The organism is Lentzea sp. NBRC 102530 (assembly GCF_030269365.1).
Classification (GTDB): domain Bacteria; phylum Actinomycetota; class Actinomycetes; order Mycobacteriales; family Pseudonocardiaceae; genus Lentzea.
Genome location: NZ_BSTF01000009.1, coordinates 71,750 through 93,419, shown reverse-complemented (window position 1 = coordinate 93,419; position 21,670 = coordinate 71,750). Strand labels below are relative to the sequence as shown.

General features: G+C 70.4%; 22 protein-coding genes. 14 read left to right on the top strand and 8 right to left on the bottom strand.

Going from position 1 to position 21,670, the window contains the following annotated elements:
• Positions 1–4: 4 nt before the first annotated feature.
• Positions 5–2,779 carry an AAA domain-containing protein gene (locus tag QSK25_RS24205; protein WP_285641487.1) on the top strand — a complete coding sequence of 925 codons (2,775 nt, stop codon included), beginning with the start codon at positions 5–7 and terminating at the stop codon, positions 2,777–2,779.
• A 105-nt stretch (positions 2,780–2,884) separates the two neighbouring features.
• On the opposite strand, the gene QSK25_RS24200 is transcribed toward QSK25_RS24205, so the two are convergent.
• Complete coding sequence (locus QSK25_RS24200; RefSeq protein ID WP_285641486.1) at positions 2,885–4,372, bottom strand: alpha/beta hydrolase; 1,488 nt, start codon at positions 4,370–4,372, stop codon at positions 2,885–2,887.
• A gap of 94 nt (positions 4,373–4,466) precedes the next feature.
• Positions 4,467–4,601 (bottom strand): hypothetical protein, encoded by a 135-nt coding sequence (locus QSK25_RS24195; protein ID WP_285641485.1) that lies wholly within the window; start codon positions 4,599–4,601, stop codon positions 4,467–4,469.
• A 270-nt stretch (positions 4,602–4,871) separates the two neighbouring features.
• Between QSK25_RS24195 and QSK25_RS24190 the strand changes: the two genes are divergently transcribed.
• From QSK25_RS24190 to QSK25_RS24175, 4 genes are all read left to right on the top strand, one after another.
• Complete coding sequence (locus QSK25_RS24190) at positions 4,872–5,855, top strand: ribose-phosphate diphosphokinase (protein ID WP_285641881.1); 984 nt, start codon at positions 4,872–4,874, stop codon at positions 5,853–5,855.
• A gap of 39 nt (positions 5,856–5,894) precedes the next feature.
• On the top strand, positions 5,895–6,599 hold the full coding sequence (locus tag QSK25_RS24185; RefSeq protein ID WP_285641483.1) for a DUF427 domain-containing protein: 705 nt from the start codon (positions 5,895–5,897) through the stop codon (positions 6,597–6,599).
• A gap of 73 nt (positions 6,600–6,672) precedes the next feature.
• Positions 6,673–7,281 carry a TetR/AcrR family transcriptional regulator gene (locus tag QSK25_RS24180; RefSeq protein ID WP_285641481.1) on the top strand — a complete coding sequence of 203 codons (609 nt, stop codon included), beginning with the start codon at positions 6,673–6,675 and terminating at the stop codon, positions 7,279–7,281.
• 12 nt (positions 7,282–7,293) lie between these two features.
• Positions 7,294–8,844, top strand: coding sequence for an MDR family MFS transporter (locus tag QSK25_RS24175; protein WP_285641479.1), 1,551 nt, complete (start codon positions 7,294–7,296; stop codon positions 8,842–8,844).
• Positions 8,845–8,895: 51 nt separating this feature from the next.
• On the opposite strand, the gene QSK25_RS24170 is transcribed toward QSK25_RS24175, so the two are convergent.
• Positions 8,896–9,375 (bottom strand): ferredoxin family protein, encoded by a 480-nt coding sequence (locus QSK25_RS24170; RefSeq protein WP_285641477.1) that lies wholly within the window; start codon positions 9,373–9,375, stop codon positions 8,896–8,898.
• 87 nt (positions 9,376–9,462) lie between these two features.
• Here QSK25_RS24170 and QSK25_RS24165 point away from each other — a divergent pair, with 87 nt between their 5' ends.
• Genes QSK25_RS24165 through QSK25_RS24155 form a run of 3 tightly spaced genes read left to right on the top strand, consistent with a single transcriptional unit; the run spans position 9,463 to position 12,163 of the window.
• A complete protein-coding gene (locus tag QSK25_RS24165; protein WP_285641476.1) occupies positions 9,463–10,671 on the top strand; it encodes a serine hydrolase domain-containing protein in 1,209 nt (402 codons plus the stop codon).
• Positions 10,668–11,531, top strand: coding sequence for a sensor histidine kinase (locus QSK25_RS24160; protein WP_285641475.1), 864 nt, complete (start codon positions 10,668–10,670; stop codon positions 11,529–11,531). The genes QSK25_RS24165 and QSK25_RS24160 overlap by 4 nt, the downstream gene beginning before the upstream one ends.
• Positions 11,528–12,163: a response regulator gene (locus QSK25_RS24155; RefSeq protein ID WP_285641474.1), complete on the top strand. Its 636-nt coding sequence runs from the start codon at positions 11,528–11,530 to the stop codon at positions 12,161–12,163. The genes QSK25_RS24160 and QSK25_RS24155 overlap by 4 nt, the downstream gene beginning before the upstream one ends.
• 39 nt (positions 12,164–12,202) lie before the next feature.
• Here QSK25_RS24155 and QSK25_RS24150 read toward each other — a convergent pair whose 3' ends face one another.
• Both QSK25_RS24150 and QSK25_RS24145 read right to left on the bottom strand, forming a co-directional pair.
• Positions 12,203–13,648, bottom strand: a complete 1,446-nt coding sequence (locus QSK25_RS24150; protein ID WP_285641473.1) for an aldehyde dehydrogenase family protein — start codon at positions 13,646–13,648, stop codon at positions 12,203–12,205.
• 29 nt (positions 13,649–13,677) lie between these two features.
• The gene (locus QSK25_RS24145) at positions 13,678–14,439 is read right to left on the bottom strand and encodes an IclR family transcriptional regulator (RefSeq protein WP_285641472.1); all 762 of its coding nucleotides are present in this window, start codon (positions 14,437–14,439) and stop codon (positions 13,678–13,680) included.
• A 601-nt stretch (positions 14,440–15,040) separates the two neighbouring features.
• Here QSK25_RS24145 and QSK25_RS24140 point away from each other — a divergent pair.
• Genes QSK25_RS24140 through QSK25_RS24125 form a run of 4 tightly spaced genes read left to right on the top strand, consistent with a single transcriptional unit; the run spans position 15,041 to position 17,164 of the window.
• Positions 15,041–15,763, top strand: coding sequence for a phosphotransferase (locus QSK25_RS24140; RefSeq protein ID WP_285641470.1), 723 nt, complete (start codon positions 15,041–15,043; stop codon positions 15,761–15,763).
• 37 nt (positions 15,764–15,800) lie between these two features.
• Positions 15,801–15,953 carry a hypothetical protein gene (locus QSK25_RS24135; protein ID WP_285641469.1) on the top strand — a complete coding sequence of 51 codons (153 nt, stop codon included), beginning with the start codon at positions 15,801–15,803 and terminating at the stop codon, positions 15,951–15,953.
• Positions 15,954–15,969: 16 nt separating this feature from the next.
• Complete coding sequence (locus tag QSK25_RS24130) at positions 15,970–16,146, top strand: hypothetical protein (RefSeq protein ID WP_285641468.1); 177 nt, start codon at positions 15,970–15,972, stop codon at positions 16,144–16,146.
• Between the two features lie 22 nt (positions 16,147–16,168).
• Positions 16,169–17,164 carry a YdcF family protein gene (locus QSK25_RS24125; protein WP_285641467.1) on the top strand — a complete coding sequence of 332 codons (996 nt, stop codon included), beginning with the start codon at positions 16,169–16,171 and terminating at the stop codon, positions 17,162–17,164.
• Here QSK25_RS24125 and QSK25_RS24120 read toward each other — a convergent pair whose 3' ends face one another.
• On the bottom strand, positions 17,165–17,695 hold the full coding sequence (locus QSK25_RS24120) for a DUF305 domain-containing protein (protein WP_502881894.1): 531 nt from the start codon (positions 17,693–17,695) through the stop codon (positions 17,165–17,167).
• Between the two features lie 54 nt (positions 17,696–17,749).
• A complete protein-coding gene (locus QSK25_RS24115; protein ID WP_285641466.1) occupies positions 17,750–18,091 on the bottom strand; it encodes a hypothetical protein in 342 nt (113 codons plus the stop codon).
• Positions 18,092–18,176: 85 nt separating this feature from the next.
• On the opposite strand from QSK25_RS24115, the gene QSK25_RS24110 reads away from it, so the two are divergent.
• On the top strand, positions 18,177–18,632 hold the full coding sequence (locus QSK25_RS24110) for a DUF4396 domain-containing protein (protein WP_285641465.1): 456 nt from the start codon (positions 18,177–18,179) through the stop codon (positions 18,630–18,632).
• A 7-nt stretch (positions 18,633–18,639) separates the two neighbouring features.
• On the opposite strand, the gene QSK25_RS24105 is transcribed toward QSK25_RS24110, so the two are convergent.
• Entirely contained in the window at positions 18,640–19,086 is a 447-nt protein-coding gene (locus QSK25_RS24105; RefSeq protein WP_285641464.1) for a hypothetical protein, read from the bottom strand.
• A 253-nt stretch (positions 19,087–19,339) separates the two neighbouring features.
• On the opposite strand from QSK25_RS24105, the gene QSK25_RS24100 reads away from it, so the two are divergent.
• Positions 19,340–21,655: a glycosyl hydrolase family 18 protein gene (locus tag QSK25_RS24100; protein WP_502881896.1), complete on the top strand. Its 2,316-nt coding sequence runs from the start codon at positions 19,340–19,342 to the stop codon at positions 21,653–21,655.
• Positions 21,656–21,670 lie beyond the last annotated feature (15 nt).

Below are 21,670 nucleotides of genomic sequence, written 5' to 3'. Positions count from 1 at the left end.
GCGCGTGAACCCCTCGGCCGTCCTGCGCACCCTCGCCCGCCTGAGCGCGGCCGAGCAGCCGCAGAAGCTCCAGCTCGACCTCAGCAAGACGGCGGGGCTGCTGTGGCTCGGCGACCACGAGCCGTCGTGGCGGGCGATCACGCTGGTGCAGGAGGGGCCGCACTGGACGCCGGTGTCGTGGACCGCGCCGAAGCAGGCCAGGGCCGAGGTCGCGCACCTGGCCGCGTACGACGCGTTGCACCAGGAGGACCGGCTGCTGCGGCTGGGCTGGGCGTTCCTCGCCGGGCCCGCGCAGATCGGCGGGCAACGGCGGCGCGTGTGCCTGCCGCTGGTGTCGCGGCCGGTGCGGCTGCACCACGGGCTCGGGCTCGGCTACGCCTTCCACGTCGCCGGTGACGCCGGGGTGTTCCCGCTGATCGACGACTGGGGGCAGGCGGCCGAACGGGAGGCTGCGCTCGCGCCGACCGAGCAGTGGATCACCAGGACGCTCGAGCTGGCCGGGTTCGGGGACGTGCCGATCGTGCACGACGACCCCAAGGCGTTGATCTCCGGCAGCGAGCTCAAGGTCGCCATCGGCGCGGGGCTGCACGCCGGTGAGCCCGTCGTGAAGACCGAGCACGGCACGGCGTTGTTCGACTGGTCGGGCAAGAAGGGCCTCGACGGCACGGCGTTCGCGGCGCTGTACGGGGCCGTCAGCGAACCGGACGAGCACGACGAGCCGATCAGTTCGGCGTTGCCGCTCAGCCACAGCCAGCTGCGCGCCGTCGAGCACTCGCGGCGGGCGCGGATCACGGTCGTGGGCGGTCCTCCCGGCGCGGGCAAGACGCACACGCTCGCCGCGCTGGCGCTCGACGCCGTGGCGGCCGGGAAGTCCGTGCTGCTGGCGAGCCGCACCCGCAACGCCGCCGACGTGCTCGGCGCGGCCCTGCGGAGGGCGGGCGGGCCGGTGCCGGTGCTGTTCGGCGACTCCGAACTGCGGCAGGAGATGGCCCGCGAGCTCAGCGACGGGCTGACCGCCACGAGCGATCCCGGCAAGCTCGCCGACCTCGACCAGCGGCGCGCCAGAGCGGCGGCCGCCGTCGCCCGCATCGAACGCACGGCCGACGCCACGCTCACCGACGAGCGGCTGGCCGCCGAAGCGCGCAGGCACCAGGCGTTGATGCCGGGCCACCGGACCGTGGCACCCCGGGCGTTCGAAGCGGACGTCGACTTCGTTCAACTGCACGGGCTTCTGACGCCGCGCACCGGATTCCTCAGTGGACTCCGGACGAGCTGGGCGGTGGGCAGGGCCCGCAAGCTCACCGGCGCGGGCGAGGTGTCCACCGCGGACCTCGTGGCGGCGGTGGAGGCGGCGGAGCAGAGCGCGGCCGCCGTCCGCGTAGCGACCGTCGGCACGACGTTCGGCGAGCTACGGCCGTTGCTGGCGGAGAGCGACGCGCAGAGCAGGGCCGCGACGGCCGCGTGGCTCAAGGAGTTCTCGGTCAGCCGCAGGGGAGCGGGCGCACGGCGGGCGGTGGCGGCGCTCGCGAAGGCGTTGCGCTCCGGCCGGGCCGCCCGCAGGCGCGGACTCGCCGAGATCGACAGCGCGGACCTGGCGGCGGCACTGCCGTTGTGGGTCGGCACGCTGGCCGACGTCGAGGACATCCTGCCGCCCGTACCCGGCATGTTCGACCTGGTGATCATCGACGAGGCGAGCCACGTCGACCAGCCGCTCGCCGCGCCGACGTTGCTGCGCGGGCGGTCTGCGGTCATCGGCGGTGACCCCCGCCAGCTGCGGCACGTGTCGTTCGTCAGCGACCAGGCCGTGCAGGCCGCCGTCGACGCCGAGGGCACGCAGGCCCTGCGCGACCGCCTGGACGTGCCGAAGGTGAGCCTGTTCGACGCGGGCGCGGCCACGGCGGGCGTGCACTGGCTCGACGAGCACCACCGCTGCGCGCCACACCTGATCGGGTTCGCCGCGACCCGGTTCTACGACGGCCGGATCGCGCTGCTGACCACGCACCCGTCGATCGCGGACGTCGACTGCATCGACACCGAACGCGTCCCCGGCGAGCGCACCACCAAGGGGGCCAACCAGGCCGAGGTGGAGGCGGTGCTCGCCCACGTCCGCAAGCGGATCGCCGCGGGCGTGCGGTCGATCGGCGTCGTCACCCCGTTCCGCGCCCAGGCCGACGCCGTGGAAGAAGCTCTGCTCAGCGAGCTCTCGCTGGACGAGATCACCACCGGCGGCGTCCGCGCGGGCACCGTGCACGGGGTGCAGGGCAGCGAGTTCGACGAGGTCGTGATCAGCCTCGCCGCCGATGCCAAGCCGGGCGCGTGGCGGTTCGTGAACGACCGCAACCTGCTCGCCGTGCTCACGACCAGGGCCCGCCGCCAGGTGCACGTGATCACATCGGTGGCCGAGCCGCCCGGCCTGGTCGGCGAGTACCTGCGGCACGCCGACGTCGCGCCGACCGAGACCGCCGGTGAGGAGCCGGGGGACGCCTGGACGGCGAGCCTGGCGCGGGAACTGCGGACGGCGGGCCTGACCGTGCGCACGGGCTACCCGGTGGGGCGGTGGCGGGTCGACCTCGTGGTGGGGGAGAAGGAGGACGCCGTCGCCGTGGAGACGCGCCCGCACCCGGCCGGGGTGCAGGCGCACCTCGCGCGCTGGCGTGCGCTCGGCCACGCGGGGTGGCGGGTGCACGACGCGTTCGGGAGCAGGTTCGGCGACGACCCCGCTCGGGCCGCCGTCGAACTGGCTCAGGAACTGGCGAGCGGGGCGGAACGCCGGGGCTGACCCGGCGTGACCCGGCCTACCGCCCACCTCTGGGTCGGCTCCGGCGTGACCCGGCCCGCCGTCCACCTCCAGGGCCGGCCCGCGCAGCGGTTGAGTCGCTGCCGTCTACCTCCGGGTCGGCTTGAACAACGGCTCCGCCGCCGCCACGGACGGCAGGAACGGGTTCGGGTTCGCCGGGCACACCGTCCCCACGGCGGGCAGCTTGCCCTCCAGCAGGTAGGCGTTGGTGTGGTCCGTGGCGCACTGGCTCACGCCGTACGCCGTGTGTCCCCATCCTGCGTACGCGAGCAACCGGCTGCCGGCGATCTGCCGGTTCACGGCCTGCGCGCCCCGGAAGTCCGTCACGCCGTCGAAGTGGTTGCCCACCACGAGAACCGGTGCGTTGGTGCGGGTCCGCCACGGCCCGGCGTAGCGGTCCTCGTTGACGGGCCAGTTCGCGCACGCGGCGTTGCCCCACCACCAGTACGGGCCGAACTCGGAACCCCTTGCCGCGTAACGGGAAACGGTCTGGTACGACTCGAACGCGCGCGGGAACTCGATGTCCGCGCACGCGTTGCCGTTGTAGGAGTCGAAACCGTTCGGGTAGTCCGCCTCCGCCGCAGCGGAGAGCGAGCCCGCCGCGTCCGACAGTTGGTCGAACAACGCGGCGGCGTCGGGCCAGTCGGACGGCGAGTACATCGCGCCGACCGCGGCACCGATCACGGCGTCGTAGGTGTAGAGCTCGTCACCGAGCTGGATCGGCTTGGCGCGCACCGACTTCAGCAACGCGTCCCAGCGCTGTTCGGACTTCGGCCCGAAGACGCACCGCGCCTCGTCGCAGGTGCGCAGGAACTCGCGGAACTCCTCCTTGGTGGCGATGCGGTCCGACTCGATCTGGCGGCCGCTCGACCACAGCTCGGGGTTCAGCACGCCGTCGACCACGAGCGCGCGGATGTTGTCCGGGAAGAGGTTCGCGTAGGTCGCGCCGAGGAACGAGCCGTAGGAGAAGCCCAGGTAGTTGAGCTTGCGGTCACCGACCGCGCGGCGCAGCAGGTCGAGATCGCGGGCCACGTCCGCGGTGCTCATGTGCTTCGCGATGCGCTGGTCGTCGCGGCACTCGGGGCCGAGCGAGCGGTAGCGGTCGTAGAACGGCCGTTCCTGCGCGGCCCGGTAAGGGAAGCCGGGGACGCCTTCGAAGAACTCGTCCAGGTCGGCCTCGCTCGCGAAGCAGTGCAGCGGGTCCGACTTCCCGACGCCGCGCGGGTCGAACCCGACGATGTCGAAGCGGCCCTGCAGGTTCGCCGACAGCCTGTCGCCCGCGCCGAGCGCGAAGTTCACCCCGGAACCGCCGGGTCCACCGGGGTTCAGGAGCAGCGACCCGATCCGGCGCGCCTTGTCCGTGGCCGGTTTGCGCGCCAACGCGACCGTCGTCGTCGCGCCACGCGGTTCGTCGTGATCGAGCGGCACCTTCACGGAGGCGCACTCGAAACCGGGGTTCTCCGGGCCGCACGAGGCCCAGTTGATGCGCGGTACGGCCACGTCGCCCGACGCCTGCACGGCAGGCGTGCCGGTGATCATGAGCGCGGCCGCGGCGGCCAGCACGGTGAAACGCATCGACAAGCTCCCCTCTCGTCCGCGGAGGGGATCTTCCTATCGGCTCACCGCCTGCCGCGTCGACCGCCGAAAGTCGCGACCGGGTCCCGGGTGGTCAGTCCGGCCGCCGGTGCTTCTGGCGCACTCCGAGGCTGTCGGCGAGCTGGTCGTGGATGGGCGTGCTCATCACGATCGGGCTCGTCGGCGGCGCTTGCGTCGTTGTTCCAGGTGTGTCCTGGTTTTCTGGCATGGAGGGGAGCGTAGGGAGGGTCATTGACCCTTCAAGGACGCTGATCAAGAAATCACACTGGCTCTACCCCAAGAGGTGAATACGATTCGCCCGATCTATACCGAGCGTGCAGGTCCTTCCCTGGTATTAGAACCCCTGTGGGTGCCCTCGATCGGGTTAACTCGAATTGCTCAGCGACGTGGAATCTCAGCGGTCGGACGCGTGGATTGCGGGACGGCGACGAGATGCTGAACGATCGGGGGCGGGTTCGGACGAGCGTGGAGCGTGGAGATGGTCAGCGGCAAGCCGGGAGTGGCCAAGCGACAGCTCATCCTCCTCACCGGCAGAGCCCACCCGGAACTCGCCGAGGCGGTGGCCGCGGACCTGGGCGTGTCGATCACCCCGCAGGCCGCCTACGACTTCGCGAACGGCGAGATCTTCGTCCGGTTCGAGGAGTCGGTGCGCGGCGCGGACGCGTTCGTCATGCAGAGCCACAGCGCGCCGATCAACGACTGGTTGATGGAACAGCTGCTGATGGTCGACGCGCTCAAGCGCGCCTCGGCCAAGCGCATCACGGCCGTGGTGCCGTCGTACCCCTACGCTCGGCAGGACCGCAAGTACGCCGGACGTGAACCGGTGTCGGCGCGGCTGGTCGCGGACATGTTCAAGACGGCGGGCGCGGACCGGATCGTGACGGTCGACCTGCACACCGCCCAGGCGCAGGGTTTCTTCGACGGCCCGGTCGACCACCTGCACGCGATGTGGCTGCTGTGCGACCACGTCGGCAACCGCTACCGGGACGAGGACCTCACGATCGTCTCCCCGGACGCCGGCCGCACCCGGCTCGCCGAGAAGTGGGCCGACCTGCTCGGCGGCTGCCCGATCGCGTTCATCCACAAGACTCGCGACCCGTTGCGCCCCAACGAGGTCATGGCCAACCGCGTGGTCGGCGACGTCGAGGGCCGCACGTGCGTCGTGGTCGACGACATGATCGACACGGCGATGACGAGCACGTCGGCCGCGCGCCAGCTGCTCGAGCAGGGCGCCAAGGACGTGATCCTCGTGGCCACGCACGGCCTGCTGTCCGGCGACGCCTACGAGCGGCTGATCGCGAGCAAGGCACGCGAGGTGATCCTCACCGACACGTTGCCGATCCCGGCCGAGAAGCGCTTCCCGGGGCTCACGGTGCTGAGCATCGCGCCGTTGCTCGCGCGGGCGATCCAGGAGGTGTTCGAGGACGGCTCGGTGACGAGCCTCTTCGACGGCAACGCCTGATCGGGAAGCACTCGCACCGGTCTCGTGTTCGTATGTGACATGGGCGACTTGAGGGTGGAGCTTTCGGCGAAACGGGTCCGCGCGTACTTCGGCGGCGAGCTGGTCGCGGACACGACCGAGCCGCGCCTGGTGTGGGAGGTCCCGCACTACCCGCAGTACTACGTGCCACTGGCGTCCGTGCGCGCGGAGCTGAAGCCGACGGTGGAGCCCGGCGTCCACGACGTCGTCACGCGGGGTGGAACGGCCGCGGGAGCCGCGAAGACGTTCTCGGACTCCGACGACCTGCGCGACCTGGTCCGGTTCGACTTCGCGGCGATGGACGAGTGGCTCGAGGAGGACGAGCCGATCTACGTCCACCCGCGCGACCCGTACAAGCGCGTCGACGTCCTGGCCAGCTCACGGCACGTGCGGGTGGCGTTGGACGGGGTGACGCTGGCGGCCTCCTCGCAACCGCGGATCCTGTTCGAGACGAGCCTTCCACCGCGCTACTACCTGCCGTTGAGCGACGTCCGGTTCGATCTGCTGAGGCCTTCCGCGACGCAGACGCGGTGCCCGTACAAGGGCACCGCCGGCTACTGGTCCGTCGAGGTCGGCGGGGTCGTGCACGACGACCTGGTGTGGATCTACCGGTCGCCGCTGCCGGAGAGTCAGAAAGTCGCCGGCATGGCCTGCTTCTTCAGCGAGAAGGTCGACCTCTTCCTCGACGGCGAGCTCCAGGCGAAGCCCGATACGCCCTGGTCATAGCTACGGACAGCGAGTCTCAGTTCACACACTGCAAACTTGCAGTGACTGCAAAAAGGTCCGTATCGTTGCCTCCGTGAACCAGCCGGGGGAGAGCCTGCGCGACCGCAAGAAGCGACGGACGCGTGCCGCGCTCGAGCGAGCGACCGTGCGTCTCGCCGCCGAGAGGGGCTACGACCACGTCACCGTGGAGGAGATCGCCGCCGAGGCCGACGTGTCGGTGCGGACGTTCTTCAACTACTTCGCGAGCAAGGACGAGGCGCTCATCGGCGCGGACCCCGAGGCGGGCCCGCGGATGGCCGAGCGCATCACGTCGGCCGCGGACGAGGTCCCGCCGTTCGAGGCGTACCGGTCGTCGGTGCTCGCCGAGATCACCGAGGAGCTGAACAACGCACGCGACCTGTGGCTGCTGCGCAAGGAAGTCCTGATGCAGCGGCCGGACCTGCTGGTCCGCGCGTTCGCCAGCAGCGCCGAGTCCGAGCAGCTGCTCGCGAACGCCGTGGCGGCCAGGGCCGGACTCGCCGAGTCCGACCTGTACCCGCGGCTGGTCGTCGCCGCCGGCAGCGCCGCGTTCCGCTGCGCGGTGACGCGCTGGGCCGACGACGACAGCCTCTCGCTGGGGGTTCTCGTCGCGGAGGCGTTCGACGCGTTCGGCACCGGACTGGCTCACGCACCACGTCGTTGAAGAAGGGGGATCATGAGCACCGAAGCAGAAGTGACACCGGTTCACAGCAAACGCGATGTCGTCCAGGCCATGTGGGGCCTGATGATGGGCATGTTCGTCGCCATCCTCGCGGGCACCGTCGTGTCGAACGCGCTGCCGCGCATCGTCGCCGAGCTGCAGGGCTCGCAGTCGGTGTTCGCGTGGATCGTCACGACCGAGCTGCTCGCGATGACCGCCACCGTGCCGTTGTGGGGCAAGCTCGCCGACCTGTACAGCCGCAAGCTGCTGATCCAGGCGTCGCTCAGCCTGTTCGTCGTCGGCTCGCTGATCGCGGGCTTCTCGCAGAACATCGAGATGCTCATCGTCAGCCGCGTCGTGCAGGGCCTGGGCGCCGGCGGCGTCACGGCCCTCGCGACGATCGTGATGGCCGCCATGATCCCGCCGCGCGAGCTGGGCAAGTACTCGGGCCTGTTCGGCGCCGTCTTCGGCGTCGGCACGGTCGCGGGCCCGCTGATCGGCGGTGTCCTGGTCGACACCTCGTGGCTCGGCTGGCGCTGGTGCTTCTTCATCGGCATCCCGTTCACCCTGGCCGCGATCTTCATCCTCCAGCGCACCCTGAACCTCCCGGTGGTGCGCAAGGAGGACACGAAGATCGACTACCTGGGCGCGTTCCTGATCGTGTCCGGTGTCTCCACGCTGCTGATCTGGTCGTCGCTGGCGGGCCAGAAGTTCGAGTGGGCCTCGGGCTGGACCGCGGGTCTCGTGTCGCTGGGCGTGCTGCTGCTGGTGGCCGCCGTCCGCGTCGAGGCCACCGCCCACGACCCGATCGTGCCGCTGTCGATCTTCCGCAACCGCACGGTGTCGCTGACCACGATCGCCAGCGCCCTGGTGGGTGTGGCGATGTTCGGTGGCACGGTGTTCCTGTCGCAGTACTTCCAGCTCTCGCTGGGCAAGACGCCGACCCAGGCCGGTCTGCTGGGCCTGCCGCTGATCTTCGGTCTGCTGATCTCGTCCACCGTGGCCGGTCAGCTGATCACGAAGTTCGGCAAGTGGAAGGCGTTCCTGGTCTCCGGCGGCGTCATCATGGTCGGCGGCATGCTGCTGCTGTCCACGATCACCGCCCAGACCACCGTGTTCATGGTGTCCGTGCACATGTTCGTGCTCGGCGTCGGCGTCGGTCTGCTGATGCAGAACCTCGTCCTGGCGGCGCAGAACGACGTGCCGGCCCGCGATCTCGGTGCGACCACGTCGACGTTGACGTTCTTCCGTTCGCTGGGTGGCGCGATCGGCGTCTCGGCGCTGGGCGCGGTGCTGGCCAACAAGGTCTCGTCGCTGGCCGCCGAGAAGTTCGGTGACATGGGCGGTGGCTCGGCCGGGCACCAGGTGCCGGACCTGTCGGTGCTGCCGCCCGAGGTCCGGGCCGTGATCGCCGACATCTACGCGACGGCGACCGCGGAGATCTTCCTGGTGGGCGCGCCGTTCGCGGTGCTCGCGCTGCTCGCGGTGGTGTTCATCAAGGAGAAGCCGCTCAAGGAGACGAGCGGGGACGACCGGCTGGCGGCGGAGATGGCCGCGGGCCACTGAGGTTCCGTTGTGCGATGCCCCCGGCCGGTGTGGCCGGGGGCATCGGCGCGTTCAGAGGGCCGGGAGCACGTCGCCCGGCGCGGGGTCACGGCCGTGGTCGAGGCGGAAGACGTACGCGCGGAGGTCGGCTTCGAGGTCGCCCGCGAGGTAGGCGAGGAAGTCACGGCCGCCCTGCGCGGCGTCGACCCGCTCGGGGTGTGACTGCGTCGACCACTCCGCGATCAGCTCGGTGACGTGCTCGACGACCTTGTCGCGGTCGTGCCACCAGGCGCGGACGGCTTCCGGCGTCCACCGCTCGTCGCCGTCGTCCGCGTAACCGTCCAACGGGTCGTCGTCGGCGGCCCGCCAGACGTTCTCGACCTCGTCCGGGGTCTTGGGCTGGCGGTAGACGAACTCGTTGCGGTGCTCGCCGCCGTACAGGACGTGCCGGGGTGCCACCAGCCGTCCGGTCCAGCAGTTGTCGGTCAGCCCGGTGTAGAACGGGCCCGGCACGTTCAGCCAGTGCTTCGCCACCCACTTCTCGTCGGTCACGCCACCCATGATCCCTGACTTTGGTCAGGGGTCGGCCCCGTCCTTCGGGTCGGGTTTCGCGGCCACGACCTTCCTACGGTCATCTGCATGATCTCCTGGGGTGCAGCGCTCACGCTGCTGGTGACCACGTACATGGGCGAGGCCTCGATACCGGGAATGGCCGTCGCCATCACCAAGGACGACCAGGTCGTCTCCGTGCAGGGCTTCGGCCACGACTCGACCGGCGCGCCGATCACGGGCAGGACCAAGATGGCGATCGCGTCCGTCAGCAAGTCCTTCACCGCGCTGGCGGTCCGGCAACTCGCCGACGCGGGCAAGCTCGACCTGGACCGGCAGGTGTTCGGCTCGAAGGTCACGACGCGGAACCTGCTCAACCACAAGTCCGGCCTCAGCGACAGGACGTTGCAGGAGAAGAGCCTCCCGCAGCCGAACAGTCCGCAAGAGGCCGTGACACGGGCGAAAGAAGTACTTCGCACCACCGTGCCGGACGGCCAGTTCCGCTACACCAACACGAACTACCACCTGCTGGCGCGCGTGGTCGAGGAAGCGTCGGGCGAGAACTTCAACGCATACCTGGAGAAACACGTCTTCGAACCGCTCGGCATGCGCGACACCACCGCGATCGACGTGACGCCGCGCGATCTGCCGCCGGACTACCCCAAGGGGTTCGGGTACGCCTACGGGTTCGACGTCCCGCTCACCGAACCCGACCGGTTCGTCGCGGGTTCGGACGGTGTGATCACCACGGGCGACGACATGGCGAAGTGGCTGGCCGCGCAACCCGGGCTCAAGCCGCAGGAGGGCATGGGCTGGGTGGCTGACGACCAGGGACGGTTGCGGCACAACGGGATCTGGTTCACCGGCACGGCGGGGCAGCTGCTCACGAAGGACGGGTACGGCATCGCGGTGCTGTCCAACAGCGGGCTGACGCTCGGCAACGACGGCACCTCCCTGCTGGAGAACGGGATCGCGGACGTCGTCGCGGGCCGGACGCCGCCGGAGCCCGAGTCGTACCGGCTGCTGATCGACCTCGTGCCGGCGGGGCTCACGCTCCTGTCGATCGGACTCGGCGTGCGGGCGTTGCGGCGGCCGCGCAGGTTCCACCAGGCGTGGCAGGTGCTGAGGTTCGTGCCGCTCGCGGCACTGGCCACGATGACGACGACCATCGGCGTGCTGTACGGCGGGCGCGACATCACGTTCGGCCAACTGATGCACTACTCGCTGCCTCTTGTGGTGTGGTTGGGCGTGTCGAGCGTGATGAACCTGAGCGTGGCGGTGGTGCGGTGGAGGCGGTGAGGACGGCGGCGCTCGCCGGGTGCGTGGCGGCGGCGGTCGCGACCTCGTTCGCGATGGACAGCGGTGTGCCGCCGTGGACGGCGGCGGTGTGGTTGCCGTTGTTCGGGATCTCGTTCCTGCTCGGGCGCCGCACCGCGTCCCGCTGGCCGGCCCTGGTGTTCGTGGGTGGCGCGGCAGGCGGGGTGACCGGGGTCGTGCTGGTGGGGGTGACGGTGGCGGTGCCGTGGTTCCTCGGGCGGACCGGGTACCAGCAGGCCGCGCTCGCCAGGGCCGAGGTCGAGGCCGCTCACCTGCGCGAACGCACCCGCATCGCGCACGAGGCGCACGACTCGCTCGGCCACGAGCTCAGCCTGCTCGCGTTGCAGGCGGGCGCGCTGGAGATGACGGTGCCGCCCGAGCACCAGCGGGCGGCTGCCCAGCTGCGCGAGACGGCGTCCCAAGCCACGGAACGGTTGGCGGAACTGGTGTTCCTGTTGCGCGACGGCGAACCGGCCGCGCTCACGAGCCTGCGCGACCTGGTCGAGCGGGCGAGGGAGGCGGGCCTGAGCGTCGAGTTCACCGCCGACGGCGACCTGCCCTCGACAGTGGAGCGCACCGTGCATCGGATCGTCCAGGAAGGACTGACGAACGCGGCCAAGCACGCGCCGCGGTCCGGGGTCCGGATCAGGGTGACGTCGGCCGACGGCAGTACGGTCGTCGAGATGAGCAACGACGCGGGCGGGCGCAGGGGACCGGGCAGCAGACTCGGCCTCGTGGCGCTGGGCGAACGGGTGCGGATCGCGGGCGGGACGCTGCGGGCCGGCCGGCGCGACGGCAGGTTCGAGCTGGTGGCGACGGTGCCGCACGCGGGGTCGCGATGATCCGGGTGCTGCTCGCGGACGACGAGGCGATGGTGCGCGCGGGCGTGCGCGCCATCCTCGGCGCCGACCCCGCCATCGAGGTCGTCGCCGAGGCGGAGGACGGCCGCGACGCCGTGGCCAAGGCTCTCAAGCACCGTCCCGACGTGACTTTGCTCGACGTCCGGATGCCCCGCCTCGACGGCCTGGACGCCGCCGCGGAACTCGCGAGGCTCGGCTTCGCGGTGGCGATCCTGACGACGTTCAACGACGACGGCTACCTGGAACGCGCACTCGACGGCGGCGCGAAGGGGTTCCTGCTCAAGTCGGGCGACCCGCGCGAGTTGATCGCGGGCGTGCACGCGCTCGCGTCCGGCGGCGCCTACCTCGCGCCGAAGGTGGCGGCCCGGATGATCACCAGCTTCCGGGGCGGCCGGACCAGCCGCGCGCGCACCCAGGTCGACGGGTTGACCGCACGGGAACGCGACGTGCTCGAGCTCCTCGGCCAGGGCCTGTCGAACGCGCAGATCGCCCGGCGCCTCGACCTCGTCGAGGGCACGGTGAAGGGGCACGTGAGCGCCATCCTGGGCCGCCTGGGCGCGGAGAACCGGGTCCAGGCGGCCATCGTGGCTCACGAGGCGGGACTGACGGGGTGAGCGGGAGCAGCGGCCGCCCACAACGCTCCCGCTGAGCCGCTAGAACGGGAAGTGGCCGTGCTCGCTCGCCACGGTCACCCACCGGGTCGCCGAGAACGCCTCCAGCCCCCAGCGCCCGCCGAACCTGCCGTACCCACTGGCCTTCACGCCACCGAACGGCGCCTGCGGCTCGTCGTCCACCGTCTGGTTGCCGACGTGCACGATGCCGGTCCGGATCCGTTGCGCGAGACCGAGTCCGCGTCGTGCGTCCTCGGTCAGGATCCCGGCGGTCAGCCCGTGCTCGGTGTCGTTGGCGATCGCCACGGCCTCGTCGTCGTCGGCCACGGGAACGACCACCACGGCCGGTCCGAAGATCTCGTCGCGGAACACCCGCATCGAAGGCGTGACCTCGTCCAGCACGGTCGCGCCGCCGTCGCCCCCGGCCCGCACGCGAGCGCCCTCGGACACGGCCTCGTCCACCAGCGCGGCGACCCGCGCCGCCGCCCGCGGGGTGATCACCGGGCCGATCACGGTGCCGGGGTCGGCCGGATCGCCGTGCGGCAGCGAGGACACCTTGGCCGCGAGCTTCGCGGTGAACTCCTCGGCCACGGAGCGGTGCACCAGGATGCGGTCGGTCGACATGCAGATCTGCCCGGCGTTGTGGAACGAGCCGAACGTCGCCGCGTCCACCGCGTGGTCGAGGTCGGCGTCGTCCAGCACCAGCAACGAGTTCTTGCCGCCGAGCTCCAGCACGGCGGGCTTGAGGTGCTGCGCCGCCAGGGTTCCGACGATCCGCCCGACCTCGGTGGATCCGGTGAAGTTGACCGCCCGCACCCGCGGGTCGGTGATCAGCGCCTCGGCCACCGCGGCGGCGTCGGCCGGCGCGTTGGTCACGACGTTGAGCACCCCGGCGGGCAGGCCGGCCTCGTGCAGGACGTCCGCGATCAGCAGCCCGGCCGCGATCGGCGCGTCCTCGCTGGGCTTCAGGACCACGGTGTTGCCGGCGGCGAGAGGCGCGGCCACGGCACGGGTGCTGAGGATGACCGGCGCGTTCCACGGCGCGAACGCCGCCACGACCCCGAGCGGTTCCCGGACCGCCAGCGACAGCTGGCCCGGCACCTCGGTCGTGAGCACCTCGCCGATCGGCTGGGTGACGGCGGCGGCCGCCTCGCGCAGCACGCTGGCCGCGAGCATCACGTTGAACCCGGCCCAGCCGCCGACACCACCGACCTCGGCGGCCATGAGCGCGACGACCTCGGCCGTCCGCGCCTCCAGCCCGTCGGCGGCGCGCAGCAGGATGCCGCGTTTCACCGACGGCGGGGTCGCGGCCCAGCCGTCGAAAGCCGCCTGAGCCGCGTCGACGGCCCGCGTGACGTCGGCGGGGCCGCCCGCGGCGACGACGGCGTGGACCTCGCCGGTGAAGGGGTTGAGGTCGTCGGTGGTGCGGCCGTCCAGCGCCGGAACGCTGTCGCCGCCGATGAAGAGCTCACGAGTTTCGCTTGCCACGGCACGGATTCAAGCGGGCCCGGGGCTGCTCAGCCAACCCCGGCTTCCGGTGGATGGAAACTGGGCTCCAGCATCCGGGCGATGCCGCGCGACGCCACCTGCAGTGCCGCGACCAGCCGGGCGCGGACGTTGCGCAGGTCCGGCACCACGATCCCGAGCGCCGCCACGACGTGCCCCTCGACCTCGACCGGCACCGCCACGCTGCACGCCCCGAGCGTCATCTCCTCGAACGTCTGCGCGTACCCGTCGCGGCGGATCCGGTGCAGCTGCGCGCGCATGCGTCCCGGCTCGGTGACCGTGAACGCCGTGATGCGCGTCAGGCCGTGCGCGAGCACCTCCTCCTGCACCTCCGCCGGGGCGTGCGCGAGCAACACCTTCCCGACGCCGGTGGAGTGCAACGGCAACCGGCTGCCGGTGCTGCTCACGATCGGTACCGACGCGTGCCCCGACACGCGGTCGAGGTACAGCACCTCCGTCCCTTCGCGCACGGCCAGGTGCACCACCGCGCGAGTGGCGGCGTGGATGTCGTGCAGGAACGGCTCCGCGACCCGGCTCAGGTCCACCTCGCCCGCGGCGAGCAGGCCGAGCCGCCAGATCCGCCTCCCGATCACGTACTCGCCGGAGTCGAGCCGCCGCACCGCGCCCCACTCGGTGAGCTCGGCCAGCAGCCGGTGCGTGGTGCTGATCGGCAGGCCGCACCGCCGGGCGATGCCGCTCAGCGTCTGGCGGCGGTGCCTGCTGTCGAACGTGCCGAGCAGCGACAGCAGCTTCGAGGACACCGTGGCGGACATCCGGTTGATTCTGCCCGGTCTCTCCGGGACGGGCCCAGATCGTGTCCGGGAATCCCGTCCGCCGTCAGGCGCGGGCCGGCGTCCTGAGCGCCTGGCCGGAAGCCCCGTTGCCGGCCGGCTCGGTCCTGGTTCCCGGACGTGCCCGCGAACGCTCCCCGCGCGCTGCTGCTTTCGGCACGCGGGGCCTCGCGTTCGCTCCACTCAAACGAAAGGTCCCCGCGTGCGCTTTAAAAGTTGAGTCTGGCTCGCTCAACTATGCGGGTTGGGGGCCTTCGTCATCGGGTCGGACAGGACTCCTGGGCAGCCCGCCGGCCCGCGGAGGAGGCCGTCGAACTGGGTCGCGAGATTCGGCTACGGACCGGGCGTGATCACCGCGTCGACCCTGCTCGCCCGCGCCACCGCGTCCGTCGAGCTCGTCGGCGAGGTGCTCGGCACGATCCACGAGACCGACAACCTCATGGACCTCCCTCCGCGCGCTGCTCGTGTGCGCCCAGCTGACCGGGTCCGTCCACACGGCACGCGAGGCGCCGGCCGCCGCCGAGGAGCGCGGTCAGGGGAAAGTCGCTGCCGACGCGCGGGAGTTGCGGGTAACACTGGGCGCGTGACGTATCTGGGTGAGGGCTGGGACAGCACGGCGGTCCTCGTCGACGGGTGGGTGCAGCGCCGGCCGCGTCGTGCGGAGATCGGCCCGCAGCTGCTGCGCGAGACCGTGGTGATGCCCTGGCTCGCGCCGTTGCTGCCGCTGCCCGTGCCGGTGCCGGAGGTCGTGTCCGAGGACCCCGTCGTCGTGCGGCACGAGCTGGTGCCGGGCACGGAAGTGGTGGCGCTCAACGCCTTCCAGGGCCGGCAGCTGGGGGAGTTCCTGCGCGCGCTGCACGCCGCGCCCGTCGGTGAGGCGGCCGTGCGGGGTGTCGGCCCGATGACGTTGCCCGTCGACCGGTTCCGGGCCGAGGTCCGGGTGCCCGGCGGCGAGGAGTTGCTGGCGAAGCTCGACGGCCTGCCCGCCGACACGCTCGTGCACGGCGACCTCGGCCCCGAACACGTGCTGGGCCGCGACGGCGTGCTGACCGGCGTGATCGACTTCGGCGACCTGCACGTCGGCGACGCGGCCATCGACCTCGCGTGGGCGCTGCACTCGACCCCGCCGGAGTTCGCCGGCGCGCTCGCTGAGGCTTACGGCGTCACCCCCGCGCTGCGGGAGCGGGCGTTGATCTGGCACCGGCTGGGGCCGTGGCACGAAGTCCTGCACGGCAACGACATCGGCGACCCGGAAGTCACCGAAATTGGTCTGGCTGGAGTACTCGACCGGTTGAAACACGGGTAACCGGAGGCGGACAAGACATTTCCTCGAGGAGGACGAGATGCCCTGGGTTCGCCAGCACCGCCGCAGCCGCCCCTACAGCTGGTTCGGTTCCACCACGGTCCGCAGCCACTACCGCAGGCCCGCCGGTTCGAAGTGGATCCTCGTCGCGATCGCGATCGCCGTGATCGTGCTGCTCATCGCGTTGTTCTGAGGGTAGTGTCGGGGCCATGGGACAGTTGGGTGAGTTGTTCCCGGGCCCCAAGGTCCGGCGCGAGGCGACGGACGCGGGCACCGGCGAGGACTACGAGGAGGCCGGTCCGCTCGACCTCACGAGCGGCGCCGTGACGCTGCGGCCGCGGCCGAAGCCCGCACCGAAACCGGAGCAGACCGACAGCACCGGGTGATCATCGGTACTACGCTGTGCCGGTGCTCGCCGGCCTGCTGTTCCTCATCCCCGCCACGTTCTTCGTCGTCGGGGTGGTCCGTGACCGACGGAGGCTGAGCAACGCCGTCTGGCTCGGCGTCTCGCTGGTGATGCTGATGCTGTCGCTCGCCGAGGCGGGACGCGACAACCCGGTGGTGAGCCTTCCGCTGCTGCTCGCGTTCATGCTCGCCTTGCTCGGGTTGCTCCTGCTGCCGCTCGCGTTGCTGGCCAACGGCGTCGTGATGCTGCGCCGCGAGGGCCGGTCGCTGGGCAACCTGCTGTCGTTGCTCGCGGGCCTCGCCCTGCTCGGCGAGATGGTCTACTTCGCCTGGGGGATCCTCCAGCCCAACGACTGGATCCGCGGCTCCGCGATCGGGTTGTTCCTGGTGTCGGCCTACATCGCGTTCCTGTTCGTGAGCCTGCTGCTGTACTCGGTGGTCTACGGCCGCACCGGCCGCCGCCACGGGTTCGACGGCATCGTGGTGCTCGGCGCCGGCCTGATCGGCGACCGCGTGCCCAAGCTGCTCGCGAACCGGCTCGACCGCGCGATCCGCCTGTACTGGCGCGAACGCGAGGCGGGCCGCGAGCCGGTCATCGTCGTGACGGGCGGGCAGGGCGCGGACGAGCAGGTGTCCGAGGCGTTCGCGATGCGGCAGTACCTGCTCGAACGCGACGTGCCCGACGCCGACGTGGTGATGGAGGACCAGGCGACCACGACCGAGGAGAACCTCCGCTACAGCAAGGCGTTGCTCGCCGAGCGGGGTCTCCACGGCCGGGTCGTCGCGGTCACGAACAACTACCACGTGTTCCGCACCGCCGTGCTCTCCCGCAACCAGGGCCTGCGGCTGCAGGTCATCGGCGCTCCCACGGCCTGGTACTTCGTGCCGAGCGCGTTCCTGCGGGAGTTCGTGGCGCTGCTGGTGCGCAATCCCGTCGTGCACGGCCTGGCGTGCGCCGTGCTGATGGCGGGCGGGCTCGCGCTGACCCAGATCAGCTAGCTACTTCAGGAGTTCCTTCATTTCCGAGATCTCCTTCTCCTGACCGTCGATGACGGCCTGGGCGAGCTTCTTGGCGTTCTCGTCCTTGCCGTCGGCGAGTTCCTTCCTCGCCATCTCGACCGCGCCTTCGTGGTGCTCGATCATCATCTCGAGCCACATCCGGTCGAACTCGGCGCCGCTGGCCTTCTCCAGCTTCGCCATGTCGTCACCGGACATCATCCCGGTCATGTCGTGACCTTCGTGGCTCTTGCCGCTCTCGGCGCCCCACTCCTTCAACCACCCGTTCAGCTGGGTGATCTCGGGACCCTGCGCCTTCTCGATGCGCTGGGCCAGGTCGCGGACCTTCTCGTCACCGCTGCGGGACGGCACGAGCTTCGCCATCTCCAACGCCTGCTCGTGGTGCGGGACCATGCCCTGTGCGAACGTGACGTCCGCGTCGTTGTTCCCGGCCGGGGCGGCTTCGTTCGCGGGACCACCGCAGGCAGCTAGCACGAGCATGCCGACGACAGCCCCGATGAGGGACTTCTTCACTGGGTTGTTCTTCTCTCTGCTCTTGTGGACAGTGCTGAGTGGACTGAGGCGAACTCAGTTCCGCAGCACGCAGAGAGTCGTGAGGAGCTGTCTTCCGCCCGGCGGTGGACGTTGAGGCGTGCTCAGCGGCGCCTCGGTGCACGGCGCGGCGAGCCGGGGGAGCGCCGTCCTGATGAGGAACCAGCCGAGCAGCACGACCGCGGCCGCCACGAGGACCGCGAGGCACAGGTGCAGCAGGTCGTGCTCGTGGGGCTGTTCCTGCTGGTCCGGTTCCTGCTGGTGGGACATCGTGTGGTCGGCGTGCGGAGTTTCCGCTGCTGCGACATGGTGCATACCGACGACGGCGAGGACGAGCGCGCCCAGCAACACCCACTGGGTGAGCCGGCGCGTCGTCATGTGACACACCCTACGGGGGTATGTCTTGATACGGATACCCCCTAGGGGTATGGTTCGGCTCGACTTCGGGAAGAGGAGGCGCGACATGGACCACCACGCTCCGGCGAGCCTGACCAGGCAGGCGATCTCGGCGACGCTGCACTGCCTCACCGGCTGTGCGATCGGCGAGGTGCTCGGCATGGTCATCGGCACGGCGCTGGGCTGGGGCAACCTCGCCACGATCGTGCTGGCGGTGGTGCTCGCGTTCGTCTTCGGCTACTCGCTGACGATCCGCCCGGTGCTGCGCTCCGGCCTCGCGTTCAGGGCTGCCCTCGGTGTCGCGCTCGCGGCGGACACCGTGTCGATCGCGGTCATGGAGGTCGTCGACAACGGCGTGATGCTGCTGGTGCCCGGCGCGATGGACGCCGGTCTCGGCAACTGGGTGTTCTGGGCGGCGCTGGCGTTCTCGCTGGCCGTGGCGTTCGTCGTGACGGTGCCGGTGAACCGGTGGATGATCGCGCGCGGCAAGGGCCACGCGGTCGTTCACCAGCACCACCACTGACGTGGGCCTAGGCGCGACTGAAGGTCATGACCCAGTTCTCGTCCCAGGTCGCGCCCCCGTTGTAGGAGAACCGCTGCCGCCAGACGGGCTCGGCGCCGGTCGTCCAGTCGAACCGGACCTTCACCTCGTGCCCGCCGACGACGTCGTCGCCGAAGAAGACGCCGTGCCCGTCGGTGAACCGGCCTTCCAGTGGCGGGTCGAGGTGTCCCGGCGCACGGGTGGAGGCCCACCAGATGCGCCACACGTCGTCCGCCGGGTCGTACTGGCGCAGGGTCATGCCCTCCCAGTCGTCGGCGAAGAAGCTGTCGATGATCGCCGCGCCGCCGAGCAGGGGTCTGGCCTCGGCCGTCGCCTCGAACTCGACCCAGTCCGAGCCGCGCCCGGCGATGTCGGCGACCTTGCGGTTGGCCACGCGCCACCGCCCGTGCAGGAAGTCGAAGTCGCTCGCACTCATGACCCCGACGCTAGGGGCCATCACTGACAAGAAGTGTCAGTGATAGCGAATATCGCTGGTAGGCGCCCGCGGAACCGGTTGCGGACCGGATGAAGTTCGCATAACGGGTCAACGTTGTCTGGTGATCAACTGTTGACCTAAAGGTCTGGACCATTTTACCGTTCCCGGCAGTGGCCGCCGCCCTAGCCAGGAGGTCCTTCCCTTGCGACTGCTCGCCAGAGTGGTCCCGGTGCTAGCCCTGCTAGCCGGGACCGTGATAGCCGTGACCAACGCTCCGACCGCAGCCGCGGCCCATGAGGACTGCCGGCCGGACGGGCTCTACAAGACCGCGGGTGTCGACGTGCCGTACTGCACGGCCTACGACACCGCCGGACGCGAGAAGATGGGCGACAAGTCCAGACGCGTCATCGGGTACTTCACCAGTTGGCGGACCGGCAAGAACGGTCAGCCGGGATACCTCGCCAAGGACATCCCCTGGAACAAGGTCACGCACCTGAACTACGCGTTCGCGCACATCGACGCCCAGAACAAGATCTCCGTGGGCGCCAACGACGCGAACAACCCGTCCATCGGCATGGAGTGGCCGGGTGTGGCCGGGTCCGAGATGGACCCGTCGCTGCCCTACAAGGGGCACTTCAACCAGCTCACCAAGTTCAAGAAGGCCAACCCGAACGTCAAGACGCTGATCTCGGTCGGCGGCTGGGCGGAGACCGGTGGCTTCTTCAACGCCGACGGCACGCGCAACGCGTCGGGCGGCTTCTACAAGCTCGGCCAGAACCAGGCCGCGATCGACACGTTCGCCGACTCCGTCGTCACGTTCCTGCGCACCTACGGCTTCAACGGCGCTGACATCGACTACGAGTACGCGACGTCGAACAACCACGCCGGCAACCCGGACGACTTCTGGATCTCCAACGCCAACCGCGGCACGCTGTGGGCCGGCTACGAGAAGATCATGAAGACGCTGCGCGAGAAGCTCGACCGCGCCGGTGCCGCCGACGGCAAGCACTACCTGCTCACGGCCGCCGTGCCCGCCTCGGGCTGGCTGCTGCGCGGCCAGGAGGCCTACCAGGTCACCCGCTACCTCGACTACCTCAACGTCATGAGCTACGACCTGCACGGGTCGTGGAACCAGTTCGTGGGCCCGAACGCGGCGCTCTACGACGACGGCAAGGACGCTGAGCTCGCGGCCGGTGGCGTGTACGGCGCCGGGCAGTACGAGGGCATGGGCTACCTGAACACCGACTGGGCGTACCACTACTTCCGCGGCGCGATGCAGGCCGGACGCATCAACATCGGCGTGCCGTTCTACTCGCGCGGCTGGCAGGGCGTCACCGGCGGCACGAACGGCCTGTGGGGCAAGGCCCCGCTGCCGAACCAGTCGCAGTGCCCGCCCGGCACGGGTTCGTCGGTCGGCTCGACCACGCCGTGCGGCAACGGCGCGGTCGGCATCGACAACGTCTGGCACGACGTCACGGCCGGCAGCGCCGAGGTGCCGTCGGGTGCGAACCCGCTGTGGCACGCCAAGAACCTGGAAGCCAAGATCACCCCGTCGTACCTCTCGCAGTACGGCCTGGACCCGGTCAACGACCCGACCGACCGCCTCACCGGCACGTACACGCCGTACTACGACTCGACGCTGAAGTCGCCGTGGCTGTGGAACAACGACAAGAAGGTGTTCCTCTCCACCGAGACCGAGCAGTCGATCGCGGAGAAGGCCAAGTACGTCAAGGACAAGGGCCTCGGCGGCATCATGATCTGGGAGCTCGCGGGCGACTACGGGTTCAACTCCGCCAAGAACGAGTGGTTCATGGGTGACACGCTGCTGTCGACCATCAACACCGGTCTGAACGGCGCCGCGCCCTACGGCAACCTGAAGGCGTCGACGCAGCAGACGCAGGTGCTGGCCGTGGACGTCGACGTGTACGGCTTCGCGCTGGGCGACAACAACTACCCGATCACCCCGAAGATCAAGTTCACGAACCGGTCGAACGTCACCGTCCCCGGTGGCACGAAGATCGCGTTCGACTACGGCACCAGCGCTCCCGGCAGCATGGCCGACCAGTCCGGCTTCGGCCTGAAGGTCGTGTCGAAGGGGCACAGCGGACCGAACGTCGGCGGCCTGAAGGGCGACTTCCAGAAGGTGGAGCTCACGCTCCCGTCGTGGCAGTCCCTCGCGCCGGGTGCCTCGATCGAGGTGACCGTCAGCTACCAGCTGCCGATCGCCTCGCCGTCGAACTTCGTCTTCACCTTCGGCGGTCAGTCGTACGCGATCAGCGCCGACTTCCCGCGCATCGGTGGCGGCACGACGCCGACCTCGACGTCCACCACCACCTCCACGACGACCTCGACCACGACGACCACGCCGACCACCACCACGACCACCACTACGACGACGACCACGCCTCAGACGTGTGCGTTGCCGGCGTGGGACCGCGGCAAGGTCTACGTGGGCGGTAACGAGGTGTCGCACAAGGGTCGCAAGTGGCGGGCCCAGTGGTGGACGACGGGCGAGGAGCCCGGCACCACCGGCGAGTGGGGCGTCTGGCGTGACCAGGGTGCCTGCTAGTTCGTAGCTCCGACC